General features: G+C 64.3%; 17 protein-coding genes. 16 read left to right on the top strand and 1 reads right to left on the bottom strand.

Going from position 1 to position 12,515, the window contains the following annotated elements:
* Window positions 1-31 precede the first annotated feature (31 nt).
* From rplF to AB7F41_RS16190, 16 genes are all read left to right on the top strand, one after another.
* Complete coding sequence (gene rplF / locus AB7F41_RS16265) at window positions 32-565, top strand: 50S ribosomal protein L6 (protein ID WP_428383282.1); 534 nt, start codon at window positions 32-34, stop codon at window positions 563-565.
* 9 nt (window positions 566-574) lie between these two features.
* A complete protein-coding gene (gene rplR / locus AB7F41_RS16260; RefSeq protein WP_428383283.1) occupies window positions 575-937 on the top strand; it encodes a 50S ribosomal protein L18 in 363 nt (120 codons plus the stop codon).
* A 78-nt stretch (window positions 938-1,015) separates the two neighbouring features.
* Complete coding sequence (gene rpsE, locus AB7F41_RS16255) at window positions 1,016-1,588, top strand: 30S ribosomal protein S5 (protein ID WP_428383285.1); 573 nt, start codon at window positions 1,016-1,018, stop codon at window positions 1,586-1,588.
* An 11-nt stretch (window positions 1,589-1,599) separates the two neighbouring features.
* Entirely contained in the window at window positions 1,600-1,791 is a 192-nt protein-coding gene (gene rpmD, locus AB7F41_RS16250; protein WP_428383287.1) for a 50S ribosomal protein L30, read from the top strand.
* A 10-nt stretch (window positions 1,792-1,801) separates the two neighbouring features.
* A complete protein-coding gene (gene rplO, locus AB7F41_RS16245; protein ID WP_428383289.1) occupies window positions 1,802-2,278 on the top strand; it encodes a 50S ribosomal protein L15 in 477 nt (158 codons plus the stop codon).
* A gap of 159 nt (window positions 2,279-2,437) precedes the next feature.
* The gene (secY, locus tag AB7F41_RS16240) at window positions 2,438-3,778 is read left to right on the top strand and encodes a preprotein translocase subunit SecY (protein WP_428383290.1); all 1,341 of its coding nucleotides are present in this window, start codon (window positions 2,438-2,440) and stop codon (window positions 3,776-3,778) included.
* Window positions 3,775-4,362, top strand: a complete 588-nt coding sequence (locus AB7F41_RS16235) for an adenylate kinase (RefSeq protein ID WP_428383292.1) — start codon at window positions 3,775-3,777, stop codon at window positions 4,360-4,362. Before secY ends, AB7F41_RS16235 begins: the two co-directional genes overlap by 4 nt.
* 209 nt (window positions 4,363-4,571) lie before the next feature.
* A complete protein-coding gene (rpsM, locus tag AB7F41_RS16230) occupies window positions 4,572-4,940 on the top strand; it encodes a 30S ribosomal protein S13 (RefSeq protein WP_014890741.1) in 369 nt (122 codons plus the stop codon).
* A gap of 133 nt (window positions 4,941-5,073) precedes the next feature.
* Window positions 5,074-5,463 carry a 30S ribosomal protein S11 gene (gene rpsK / locus AB7F41_RS16225; protein ID WP_014890740.1) on the top strand — a complete coding sequence of 130 codons (390 nt, stop codon included), beginning with the start codon at window positions 5,074-5,076 and terminating at the stop codon, window positions 5,461-5,463.
* Between the two features lie 88 nt (window positions 5,464-5,551).
* The gene (locus AB7F41_RS16220; RefSeq protein ID WP_428383295.1) at window positions 5,552-6,571 is read left to right on the top strand and encodes a DNA-directed RNA polymerase subunit alpha; all 1,020 of its coding nucleotides are present in this window, start codon (window positions 5,552-5,554) and stop codon (window positions 6,569-6,571) included.
* An 85-nt stretch (window positions 6,572-6,656) separates the two neighbouring features.
* Window positions 6,657-7,070, top strand: coding sequence for a 50S ribosomal protein L17 (gene rplQ / locus AB7F41_RS16215; RefSeq protein WP_428383297.1), 414 nt, complete (start codon window positions 6,657-6,659; stop codon window positions 7,068-7,070).
* Between the two features lie 294 nt (window positions 7,071-7,364).
* A complete protein-coding gene (locus tag AB7F41_RS16210) occupies window positions 7,365-8,852 on the top strand; it encodes a Do family serine endopeptidase (protein ID WP_428383299.1) in 1,488 nt (495 codons plus the stop codon).
* A 5-nt stretch (window positions 8,853-8,857) separates the two neighbouring features.
* Window positions 8,858-9,175 carry a divalent-cation tolerance protein CutA gene (gene cutA, locus AB7F41_RS16205; protein WP_428383300.1) on the top strand — a complete coding sequence of 106 codons (318 nt, stop codon included), beginning with the start codon at window positions 8,858-8,860 and terminating at the stop codon, window positions 9,173-9,175.
* Between the two features lie 84 nt (window positions 9,176-9,259).
* Window positions 9,260-10,231, top strand: a complete 972-nt coding sequence (gene sppA, locus AB7F41_RS16200) for a signal peptide peptidase SppA (protein ID WP_428383301.1) — start codon at window positions 9,260-9,262, stop codon at window positions 10,229-10,231.
* A gap of 49 nt (window positions 10,232-10,280) precedes the next feature.
* The gene (gene ihfB, locus AB7F41_RS16195; RefSeq protein ID WP_428383303.1) at window positions 10,281-10,571 is read left to right on the top strand and encodes an integration host factor subunit beta; all 291 of its coding nucleotides are present in this window, start codon (window positions 10,281-10,283) and stop codon (window positions 10,569-10,571) included.
* 113 nt (window positions 10,572-10,684) lie between these two features.
* The gene (locus AB7F41_RS16190; protein ID WP_428383305.1) at window positions 10,685-11,026 is read left to right on the top strand and encodes a LapA family protein; all 342 of its coding nucleotides are present in this window, start codon (window positions 10,685-10,687) and stop codon (window positions 11,024-11,026) included.
* Window positions 11,027-11,050: 24 nt separating this feature from the next.
* On the opposite strand, the gene AB7F41_RS16185 is transcribed toward AB7F41_RS16190, so the two are convergent.
* Window positions 11,051-12,515 (bottom strand): OB-fold nucleic acid binding domain-containing protein (locus AB7F41_RS16185; RefSeq protein ID WP_428406692.1); only part of this gene is annotated, 1,465 nt, incomplete at its 5' end.

Here is a 12,515-nt window from a genome sequence, read left to right as displayed (position 1 = left end):
CCTTGCGCCTCATCAAACAGGATTTGCAACAATGTCTCGTATCGGCAAGAAGCCTGTCGTCGTTCCCGCCGGCGTCACCGCCAAGGTGGACGGTCAGCTCGTGCAGGTGAAGGGCGCGAAGGGCCAGCTGGAGTTCCTGGTTCCCGACGACGTGTCCGTCGTCCAGCAGGATAACGCCATCAAGGTCGACCCGCGCAACGACTCAAAGCGCGCGCGCGCGCTGTGGGGCACGTCGCGCGCCCAGATCAACAATATCGTGGTGGGCGTGACGAACGGTTTCGAAAAGAAACTCGAGATCACCGGCGTCGGCTATCGCGCTTCGGTTCAGGGCAAGACGCTGCAGCTGGCGCTCGGCTATTCGCATGACGTGAATTATCCGATACCGGCCGGCATCGCGATCGCAACGCCGAAGCCGACGGAGATCACCGTCAGCGGAATCGATAAGCGCCAGGTCGGCCAGGTCGCCGCGGAAATCCGCGCCATGCGCGCGCCCGAGCCCTATAAGGGCAAGGGCGTCAAATACGCCAATGAATTCATCTTCCGCAAGGAAGGCAAGAAGAAGTAAGGACTCGCGATGGCCAGGGATGTCAAAGCCGAAGAGCGTCGCAAGGCGCGCGTGCGCCGGGCGATCCGCGAACGCGCCAACGGGCGGATGCGTCTGTCGGTGTTTCGTTCGTCAAAGCAGATTTATGCGCAGATCATCGACGACGAGAAAGGCGCGACCGTCGTCGCCGCGTCTTCGCTCGAGAAGGCGAACCGCGAGGGTCTCAAGACCGGCGCGAATATCGAGGCGGCCAAGGTCGTCGGCAAGCTCCTCGCCGAGCGCGCCGTCGCCAAGGGCGTCAAGGCAGTGGTCTTTGACCGCGGCGCATACATGTATCACGGCCGCGTCAAGGCGCTGGCCGACGGCGCCCGCGAGGGCGGCCTGGAGTTCTAAATCGCTTCTCCCGCGCGCGGGAGAGGAGCAACGCGAAGCGAGCGGCGCGAGAGCGCTGCGCAAGTGACGGAAGAGAAGATGGCGCGTGAAGGAGAAGGCGGTCGCGGCCGCGATCGGGATCGTGACGAGCGCGACAGCGAATTTGTAGACCGCCTGGTCCACATCAATCGCGTCGCCAAGGTGGTGAAAGGCGGCCGTCGTTTCGGCTTCGCCGCGCTCGTTGTCGTCGGCGACCAGAAGGGGCGCGTCGGCTTTGGACATGGCAAGGCGCGCGAAGTGCCTGAGGCGATCCGTAAGGCGACGGAAGCCGCGAAGCGCGCGCTGATCCGCGTGCCGCTGCGCGAAGGCCGCACGCTGCATCATGACGTGCATGGCCGCCACGGCGCCGGCCGCGTCATTCTGCGCGCCGCGCCCGCGGGCACCGGCATCATCGCGGGCGGCCCGATGCGCGCCGTCTTCGAGACTCTCGGCATGCATGACGTCGTGGCGAAGAGCCAAGGCTCGTCGAATCCCTACAACATGATCCGCGCGACCTTCAATGCGCTGGGACGTGAGGATTCGCCGCGTTCCGTCGCGGCGCGCCGCTCGCTGAAAGTTTCGGTGCTGCAGTCGCGCCGCCAGGGCGTCGACGCCGACGCCGTCGACGCGTAAGGAGGCGACTCATGACGAAGAGCAAGCAGATCGTCGTCGAACAGATCAGCAGTCAGATCGGTCGTCCAGAACGTCAGCGCCGCACGCTTCTCGGCCTCGGCCTGACGCGCATCGGCCGTCGCCGCGCGCTGGAAGACACGCCGGCCGTGCGCGGAATGATCGCCAAAGTGGCGCATCTCGTCAAAATCATCGACGAGAAGTGAGGACGCGGCCATGAAACTCAACGAAATTTCCGACAATCCGGGCGCAAGCAAGGATCGCATGCGCGTCGGCCGCGGCATCGGCTCCGGCAAGGGCAAGACCGGCGGCCGGGGCGTCAAGGGTCAGAAGGCGCGCGCCGGCGTCTCGATCAAGGGCTTCGAAGGCGGCCAGATGCCGCTGCATCGGCGCCTGCCCAAGCGCGGATTCTACAATCCGTTCTCGACCGATTACAACGAGGTCAATCTCGGGCGGATCCAGCAGGCGGTCGACGCCGGCAAGCTCGACGCCAATGCGCCAGTCACGCTTGATGCGCTGCTGGCGGCGGGCGTCGTCGCCAAGCCGCGCGACGGCGTGAAGATCCTCGGCCAGGGCGCGTTGAAGACGAAGCTTGCCTTCGAAGTCTCGGCCGCCTCCAAGTCGGCGGTCGCCGCCATCGAAGGCGCGGGCGGCTCGGTGAAGCTGCTCGCCGGCGAAGCGCCGGCGCAATAAACCAAAAAGGCGCCGCCGCTCTCGCATGAGCGGCTGCGCTGTTTTATATCAGGCGCTCCAACCGGAGCGGGCGAGCCTCGGGCAGATCGCTGGCGCGAGCGCCTCCAGCCCAACAAAATGCGTCCGCCTCCAAGAGCGGCGCGACAGGGGAGTCCCTTCATGGCATCGGCAGCCGAGCAGCTCGCGGCCAACGTCAATCTCTCCGCCTTCGGCAAATCCGAGGAATTGAAGAAGCGCATCTGGTTCACGCTGGGCGCGCTGATCGTCTATCGCCTCGGCACCTATGTGCCGTTGCCCGGCATCGATCCCGAGGCCTTCGCGAAAAGCTTCTTCGGCCAGTCGAAGGGCATGCTGGAGCTCTTCAACATGTTCGCGGGCGGCGCCGTGCAGCGCCGCGCGATCTTCGCGCTCAACATCATGCCGTATATTTCGGCGTCGATCATCATTCAGCTGCTGACCTCGGTCATTCCGACGCTTGAGTCCCTAAAGAAAGAGGGCGAACAGGGCCGCAAGGTCCTCAATCAGTACACCCGCTATCTGACCGTCGCGCTGGCGACGTTTCAGGCCTATGCGATGGCGATCGGGCTTGAAGGCCAGCAGGGCGTCGTCACCGACCCGGGCATTTTCTTCCGCATCACCACGGTCGTGACGCTCGTCGGCGGCACGATGTTCCTCATGTGGCTCGGCGAACAGATCACCTCGCGCGGCATCGGCAACGGGTCATCGCTCATCATCTTCGCCGGCATCGTCGCCGCATTCCCGTCGGCGATCATATCGACGCTGGAGCTCGGGAAGCAGGGCGCGATTTCGACGGGGCTGATCATCGCCGTCATGGCCATGTCCTTGGCGGTCGTCGCCTTCATCGTGTTCATGGAGCGCGCCCAGCGCCGCCTGCTGATCACCTATCCCAAGCGGCAGCACGGCAACCGCGTGTATGAGGGCCAGACGTCCTTCCTGCCGCTGAAGCTCAATACGTCGGGCGTCATTCCGCCGATTTTCGCATCCTCGCTGTTGCTTTTGCCGACGACGGTGGCGAATTTCTATCAGTCGACCGGCAGCGAAAGCATCTTCGCGACGATCTCGGCCTATTTCGGCCACGGGCGGCCGCTGTATATGCTCGCCTATGTCGGATTGATCGTGTTCTTCGCCTTCTTCTACACGGCGATCGTGTTTAATCCGGTCGAGACCGCCGACAATCTCAAGAAGCACGGCGGCTTCCTGCCCGGGATACGGCCCGGCGAGCGGACGGCGAAATTCATCGACGACGTGCTGATGCGGATCACCGTGCTCGGCGCGGCTTATCTGGCGATCATCTGCCTCATTCCGGAGGGTTTGATCGCCTACGCCAATCTGCCGTTCTACTTCGGCGGCACGTCGCTGCTCATCGTCGTCAGCGTCACCATGGACACGGTGGCGCAGATCCACGGCCATATGCAGGCGCAGCAATATGAGGGGCTGATCCGCAAGACGAAGCTTCGCGGCGGGAAACGCGCCCGATGAGGTTGGTGCTGCTGGGTCCGCCCGGGGCCGGCAAGGGGACGCAGGCGACGCGGTTGGTCGAAAAGCACCGCGTTCCGCAGCTTTCGACCGGCGACATGCTGCGCGCCGCCGTCGCGGCGAAAACCCCCATTGGCCTGCGCGCCAAGGAGATCATGGACGCCGGCGCGCTGGTGCCCGACGAGGTCGTGATCGGCCTGATCGACGAGCGTCTCGACTCCCCGGATTGCGCCAGGGGCTTCATCCTCGACGGCTTTCCCCGCACCGTGGCGCAGGCCGAGGCGCTGCAGAAGCTTCTCGACCGCCGCGGCCTGACGCTTGACGCCGTGCTCGAGCTTGTCGTCGACGAAGCGGCGCTCGTCGACCGCATGCGCAAGCGGGTCGATGAAACCCGCGCCGCGGGCGGCCCCGTGCGCGCCGACGACAATCCGGACAGCTTCAAGACCCGGCTCGAAGCCTATCGCGCCCAGACCGCGCCGGTGTCGGCGCATTACGCGAAACGCAGCGAACTGACCAGAATCGACGGCATGGCGCCGATCGGAGAGGTGACCGACGAGATCGATCGCGCCCTTTCGAGCGCCGTGTAGCTATTTTTCGTGAAGTCGCTTGACCCCTGGGCCGTTCGCCCCTAAGTAAACTTTCTTCACGTTGTTGACAGGCGGCTCCGGCTCCCGACTTGGGGGGCGGGGCCTGTTTTCGTATGAAAACGGTTCGCAACCGTCCGCAAGGGCCGGCCTCCACCGGACGCGGACGTCATCCTGGAGCTTAGCGCTCCTTCCCAAATGGAGAGAGACACGTGGCCCGAATTGCAGGCGTCAATATCCCGACGAACAAGCGCGTCGTCATCGCGCTTCAATATATCCACGGCATTGGCGCCAAAAAGGCGGCGGAGATCTGCGAAAAGGTGAGCATCCCGGCCGAGCGTCGCGTCGCGCAGCTCACCGACGCCGAAGTCCTGCAGATTCGCGAGACGATCGACCGCGATTACATGGTCGAGGGCGATCTGCGCCGCGAGGTCGCGATCAATATCAAGCGTCTGATGGATCTCGGCTGCTATCGCGGCCTGCGCCATCGTCGTCAGCTACCGGTGCGCGGCCAGCGCACGCACACCAACGCCCGCACCCGCAAGGGCAAGGCGAAGCCGATCGCCGGCAAGAAGAAGTAATCGTTCGTTAGACGATCGTCCCCGGACCTGATCCGAGGACGGCAATCCGATGATGGCCGGGACACGCCCGGCCATGACAACCGAAATCCCTAGCGCCTGGAACTACGGGCGCGTTTGAAGGACGCAAGACAAAATGGCCAAGGACACAACGCGCGTTCGTCGTCGCGAGCGTAAAAACATCGTTTCCGGCGTCGCGCATGTGAATTCGACGTTCAACAACACCATGATCACCATTACCGACGCGCAGGGCAATACGGTGTCGTGGTCGTCTGCAGGGTCGATGGGATTCAAGGGCTCGCGCAAGTCGACGCCCTACGCCGCGCAGATGGCCGCCGAGGACGCCGCCCGCAAGGCCGGCGAGCACGGCGTGCGCACGCTCGAAGTCGAGGTCTCGGGTCCCGGCTCCGGACGCGAGTCCGCTTTGCGCGCGCTGCAGGCGGCCGGGTTCACCGTCACCTCGATCCGCGACGTGACGCCCATTCCGCATAACGGCTGTCGGCCGCGCAAGCGCCGCCGCGTCTGAGACATTTCAGATTGTCTGAATTGATTTCGCGCGGCGCGCGGCGCATGCCCCGACGCCGCATTCAGGAGCTTCAAGGAAAGGCCTCCACGTGAGCATCCAGAAGAACTGGCAGGAACTCATCAAGCCGAACAAGCTCGAAGTCACGGCCGGAGACGATCCGAAGCGCATCGCCACGGCAGTCGCCGAGCCGCTGGAGCGCGGCTTCGGCGTGACGCTCGGCAACGCCCTGCGCCGCATCCTGCTGTCGTCCCTGCAGGGTTCGGCGATCACGTCGATCCACATCGACGGCGTGCTGCATGAGTTCTCGTCGATCCCCGGCGTGCGTGAGGATGTGACCGACATCGTCCTCAACATCAAGGACATCGCCATCAAATATCAGGGCGAGGGCGTGAAGCGCCTGACGCTCAAGAAAACCGGTCCGGGCGTCGTCACCGCGGGCGACATCCAGACCTCGGGCGACGTTCAGATCCTGAACCCCGAACTGGTCATCTGCACGCTCGACGACGGCGCCGAGATCCGCATCGAATTCACCGTCGCGACCGGCAAGGGCTATGCGCCCGCCGACCGCAACCGGGCTGAAGACGCGCCGATCGGTCTCATCCCGATCGACAGCCTCTATTCGCCGGTCAAGAAGGTCAGCTATCGCGTCGAGAACACCCGCGAGGGCCAGGTTCTCGACTACGACAAGCTGACGCTGACCGTCGAGACGAACGGCGCGATCAGCCCCGAGGACGCGCTCGCCTTTTCAGCGCGCATTCTGCAGGACCAGCTCAATGTCTTCGTCAATTTCGAGGAGCCGCGCCGCGAAGAGGCCGCCCCGTCGATTCCGCAGCTCGCCTTCAACCCGGCGCTGCTGAAGAAGGTCGACGAGCTCGAGCTTTCGGTGCGTTCGGCGAACTGCCTGAAGAACGACAATATCGTCTATATCGGCGACCTCATTCAGAAGTCGGAAGCCGAAATGCTGCGCACGCCGAACTTCGGCCGCAAGTCCTTGAACGAGATCAAGGAGGTGCTGGCGCAGATGGGTCTCCATCTCGGCATGGAAGTTCCCGGCTGGCCGCCGGAGAACATCGACGATCTGGCGAAGAGGTTCGAAGAACATTACTGAGTGTCCCCTTCTCCCGCTTGCGGGAGAGGGAAATAAGAGACGGCCGTTCCTTGGCACGGCGGCCGCATAATCAACGGAGAGCCGCATGTATCACGGTCATAAGAAGCGCCGCTTCGGGCGCACGCATGAGCACCGCAAGGCGATGTTCGCCAATATGGCGCAGGCGCTCATCAAGCATGAGCAGATCGTCACGACCCTGCCCAAGGCGAAGGATCTGCGTCCCGTCGTCGAAAAGCTGGTGACCCTCGGCAAGCGCGGCGATCTTCATGCGCGCCGGCAGGCGATCGCCAAGATCAAGGACGTCAAGCTCGTCGGCAAGCTGTTCGACGTGCTCGGTCCCCGCTACAAGGACCGCAACGGCGGCTATACGCGGGTTCTGAAGGCGGGCTTCCGCTACGGCGACAACGCCCCGCTCGCGGTCATCGAATTCGTCGATCGCGACGTTGACGCCAAGGGACAGGATTCCGGTCCGGAGCAGGTCGAAGAGGCGGCGGCGTAACCGGTCACCCCCCATCCTCATTTGTCCGAAAAAGCAAAACACGGCGTCGCCGCGGCATCGACGGCGACGCCGAACGCTTTTCTTGTCTCATGCGGTGCCGGCTGACGCGTTGAACTTTGGCGTCGCTGGGAGCATTTATCGAAATTTGCCGGCGCAACGTCGCGCGACGTCCTTTCCGCGATATCGATTCTCCGCCGCGGCGAATTTCGCGCAGAATCACGCCGCGCCGCATTCTTACCGTCTCGCGCCTTTGCGTTTATATAGGCGCCGGGTATTCAGCTACGGGAGCGCTTCATGAAGATTTCGGCGCGTCACATGCTTGCCGCGGCGCTGGCCTGCGTCCTGTCGGCCTCCTTCGCTTCCACGCGCGCCCAAGTTTCGCCTGAGACGAACCAGACCGGCCAGCCGCGTCCGCCCGGCCGGGGCGAAGGGTTTACGCCGCCCGGACCGGATCGCGTGGCGCCGATGAGCCGCGGCGAGCTGATTTACTCCTTCGCGCCGATCGTCAAAAAGGCGCAGCCCGCCGTCGTCAACGTGTTCGCCTCGCGCGTCGAGCGCATGCCCGCCAATCCGCTGTTCGACGATCCGATCTTTCAGCGCTTTTTTGGCGGGGGCGGCGGCATGCCGGGCCGCAATATGGCGCAGTCGCTGGGGTCCGGCGTGATTGTCGATCAAAGCGGCCTTGTCGTCACCAATAACCACGTCATCGAAAACATGACGGACGTAAAGGTGGCGCTCGCCGACAAGCGCGAATTTCCGGCAAAGATCCTGTTGCGCGATCCGCGCACCGATCTCGCGGTGTTGAAGCTCGTCGAGGGCGCCAATTTTCCGACGATGGAGCTGGGCGATTCCGACGCCCTTGAGGTCGGCGATATGACGCTCGCGATCGGCAATCCTTTCGGCGTGGGTCAAACGGTGACCCAGGGCATCATTTCGGCGCTCGCGCGCACGCATGTCGGCATCTCCGACTATGGCTTCTTCATTCAGACGGACGCGGCGATCAATCCCGGCAACTCGGGCGGTCCGCTCGTCGATATGAACGGGCGCGTCGTCGGCATCAATTCCGCGATTTTTTCCAAGTCGGGGGGATCGGTCGGAATCGGCTTCGCGATTCCCGTCAACATGGTCAAGAGCGTGATCGCCGCCGCCAAGGGCGGCGGCAAGCAGGTGCGGCGCGCCTGGATGGGCGCGACGCTGCAATCGCTCTCGCAGGAGATCGCCGACGGACTTGGGCTGGATCGCCCCACCGGCGCGCTGCTCGCCGACGTTGACCCGCGGGGGCCGTCGGCGGAAGCGGGCCTGAAACGCGGCGACGTCATCGTTTCGGTCGATGGGCAGACGGCGGATGATCCCGAGGCGGTCGGCTATCGTCTGGCGACCAAGCCGCTCGGCGGACAGGCGACTCTGGGCGTTCTGCGCGGCGGCAAAAAGATCGCGACGCAGATCAAGCTCACGCCCGCGCCGGAAACGCCGCCGCGCGACGAGGTTCGGATAAAGGGCGCCTCGCCGTTCGCCGGCGCGACGGTGATCAATATCTCTCCCGCGGTCATCGAAGAGATGTCCGTGCAGGGAGCGACGAACGGCGTCGTCGTTTCCGACGTCGACGACGGCACCTATGCGCAGCAGCTTAACCTGCAGCGGGGCGACGTCATTCTCGCGGTCAATGATCAAAAAATCGGGACGACGCGCGACTTGGCGAGCATAACGTCCGCGCGCGCCTACTACTGGAAAATCACGCTGGCGCGCGGGGGCCAGGTGTTCACGACCGTAATCGGCGGTTGAGGGACATGGGCGCGCTCGCCATTCTCGTGACGACGATCGACGATGAGGAAAAGGCGCGCGCCCTCGCCCGCGCGGCGCTTTCCGCAAGGCTCGCCGCCTGCGTTCAGATACATCCGATCCGCAGCCATTACGTCTGGAAGGACGAGGTGCGCGAAGAGCCGGAGTTTTCGCTGCAGATGAAGACGCGCGTTGAGGATTATCCGGCGCTTGCCGAACTCGTCCGCCGTCTGCATAGCTACGAAACGCCGGAAATTCTGCGCGCCGACGTCGCCGAGGCCGATGGCGATTATCTCGCCTGGGCGATGGAGGCGACGCGCCGATAGGGACCGCGTCTTCCAAATCGCCGATCGCGGCATTACGTTCCATGCGCAGTTACGCGCGCCAAGCCAACAATCGGGATCTTCTCATTGGCAACTCCGACCGACTATTTCGTTGATCGCCGCAGGCTACGCCGCAAGCTCGGCTGGTGGCGGCTCGCCGCTCTTCTCGCGCTCGGCGTTGCGGGGCTCGTCGCCGTCATGCGCTTCGAAGGCGCCGACTCGGCCAATAAGCTCACGCCGCATATCGCCCGTCTCGAAATTCAGGGCATCATCACCGGCGACGACGACACATTGGATCTGGTCAAGAAGATCGGCGAGTCCAGTCAGGCGAAGGCGCTGCTGTTGGAGATCGAGAGCCCTGGCGGCACGACGACCGGCGCCGAGCGGCTCTATGAGGAGCTGCGGCGCGTCGCCGAGAAAAAGCCTGTCGTGGCCGTCGTCGGAACCGTCGCCGCCTCTGGCGCCTATATCGCGGCGCTCGCCGCCGATACGATCGTCGCGCGCGGCAATTCGCTGGTCGGCTCGATCGGCGTGTTGTTCCAATATCCCAATGTCTCGAAGCTGCTCAACAATTGGGGCGTCGAGGTCGAGACGATCAAGTCGTCGCCGCTCAAGGCTTCGCCGAACGGCTTCGAGCCGACGAGCCCGGCGGCGCGCGAGGCGGTGGCGAGCCTCGTCGCCGACTCCTATGCGTGGTTCAAGGGACTCGTCCAGCAGCGGCGCAATCTTGACGGCGTCGAGCTCGCCAAGGTCTCCGACGGCCGGGTGTTCACCGCGCGCCAGGGCGTGCCGCTCAAGCTCGTCGACATGATCGGCGGCCAGCGCGAGGCCATCGACTGGCTTGTCGCGAACAAGGGCGTCACGAAGGACCTTCCGGTGCGCGAATGGAAGAAGAAAACCAGTCTCGAACGGTTGGGTCTGGTTGGCGGCGCGGCTGGCCTCGCGCGGGTCGCGGGACTGGAGTCGATCGCTGGTTTTTTAGAAAAATCAATCCTTCTCGAACGAAGCGGCGAGCTTGACGGGCTATTGGCGATTTGGCAGCATTCCGCTGCGAACTGACTCGCGCGGCGCAAACCAGCCTTGCGGCGCCAAGATATTGGATCGGCTCATGATAAAGTCGGAACTCATTCAACGCATCGCGCGCCGAAACGGTCATCTTTACCAGCGTGACGTCGAGACTATCGTCAGCACGATTCTTGACGAGATCACCTCGGCGCTGGCGCGTGGCGATCGTGTTGAATTGCGGGGCTTCGGCGCCTTTTCGGTCAAGAAGCGCGATGCGCGCACCGGCCGCAACCCGCGCACCGGCGCGCAGGTTTCGGTGCAGGAAAAGAGCGTGCCGTTCTTCAAGACCGGCAAAGAGATGCGCGAACGCCTCAATGAAAATTACCAGGGCTGAGGCGATCTAAGCGGCTGCGTTCTCTCGGTGACTGGACGCGCGGCGGCGGCGTGTGGCGGCTGTAGGCGGCGGCCGCTCAGCGTGTTGCGCGGCGCCGGCAAGAGGGAGATGTTATGAAAGCCATTCTGCGCGTCATCGTTTTTGTTCCGTTGGCGCTGGTCATCCTGTTCTTCGCCATGGCCAATCGCGGGTCGGTGCGCATCGGGCTCGATCCCTTCGCGGCCAATGACGCGTCGGGCCCGTCGTTCGAGGCCCCGATCTTCCTTGTCGTTCTGGCGTCGATGGCCATCGGGGTGCTCGCGGGCGGGGTTTCCTCCTGGCTGGGGCATCTGCCCGTGCGGCGCGACGCCAAGATCGCGCGCGCCGAGGTGCGCAAGACGCGCGTGGAGATCGATAAGCTTCGCCAGCAGGCCTTGGCCAGCCTGCCGGCCGATAAGAAGCTGAAGAGCGGTTAGCGGACGTTCCGGTCGCGCGGCCTTTCAGTGGAAGTCGCGCGACTTCGGCAGGATTCGCACATTGCGCGGATGGCTGCGCGGATGCTGGGGATGGGTAAATTCGTCGGCGCGCGACAGCGCGATGTCCGGACGATGCGCCTCCGACAGTCTGCTGAGGTCCCGGCTGCGGTCGATAATGCGCTGCGCCATCAGATGCACGACATTGTCGGGACTTTTCTGCACCCGTCCTTCCACCAGCATGAGTCGTGACGCCATCGTCTCGCGGCGATAACGCTCGAAGAGCCGCGCCCAGATGACGATATTGAGGACGCCGGTTTCGTCTTCGATCGTGACGAAAATGGCGTTGCCCTGTCCCGGCCGCTGTCGCACAAGCACGACGCCGGCGCCGCGCGCAAAGGCGCCGTCGGCGCGCGCCGCGACGTCCGCGCAGGCCATGATCCGTTCGCGCGCGAACATCGGCCGCAGCACCGCCATGGGATGGGCTTTCAGCGAAAGCCGCAGCGTCTGATAATCGGCCGCGACATGTTCGCCAAGCGACATGGGCGGCAGCAGCGGATCTTCTTCCCTGGCGAGTTCGCGCGCATCCGCGGCCGCAAAGAGCGGTAGGGGCTTCGCGTCGGGCAGGCGCCGCACCGCCCAGAGCGCGTCGCGCCGGTCGCTTTGCAAGGAGCGGAAAGCGTCGGCGTCGGCGAGCGCGCGCATCGTCGCGGCGTTGAGCGCCGCCCGGCGCGCGAGGTCTTCAACGCTGTCATAGGGCTTCGTCCGGGCCTGCGCGATGCGCTTTCCATCGCTCTCATGCACGCCGTCCGCCTGTCGAAAGCCAAGCCGCAGGGCCAGTTCCCCATCATCGGCGCGCTCGAGCGTATTGTCCCATTCGCTGAAATTCACGTCGACGGCGCGCACGTCGACGCCATGCTCGCGCGCGTCGCGCACGATCTGCGCCGGCGCATAAAAGCCCATCGGCTGCGAATTGAGCAGCGCGCAGGCGAAGATCGCCGGATGATGGCATTTGATCCAGGAGGAGATGTAGACGAGCTTGGCGAAGGACGCGGCGTGGCTTTCGGGAAAGCCATAGGAGCCGAAGCCCTTGATCTGCTCGAAACAGCTTTGCGCAAAGGCGCGGTCATAGCCGCGCGCCGCCATGCGTTCGACCATCAGCGACTCGAATTGATGGATCGTGCCAAGATTGCGGAACGTCGCCATGGCGCGGCGCAGACGATTGGCTTCGACGTCGGAGAATTTTGCCGCGACCATGGCGAGCTTCATCGCCTGCTCCTGAAAGAGCGGCACGCCCTTGGTCTTTTCAAGCACATTGCGCAATTCGTCTGCGGGCCCATGCTCCGGCGCGGGCGAGGGATAGATCACCGGCTCGCTTCCAGAGCGGCGGCGCAGATAGGGATGCACCCTATTGCCCCGGATCGGTCCGGGCCGCACGATCGCCACCTGAATGACGAGATCGTAGAAAGCACGCGGCTTCAGGCGCGGCAGC

It is taken from the genome of Methylocystis sp., from assembly GCF_050251305.1.
Lineage (GTDB): Bacteria > Pseudomonadota > Alphaproteobacteria > Rhizobiales > Beijerinckiaceae > Methylocystis.
Note: the sequence above shows the minus strand (reverse complement) of the source record. Positions and strands in the feature narration are given on the sequence as shown.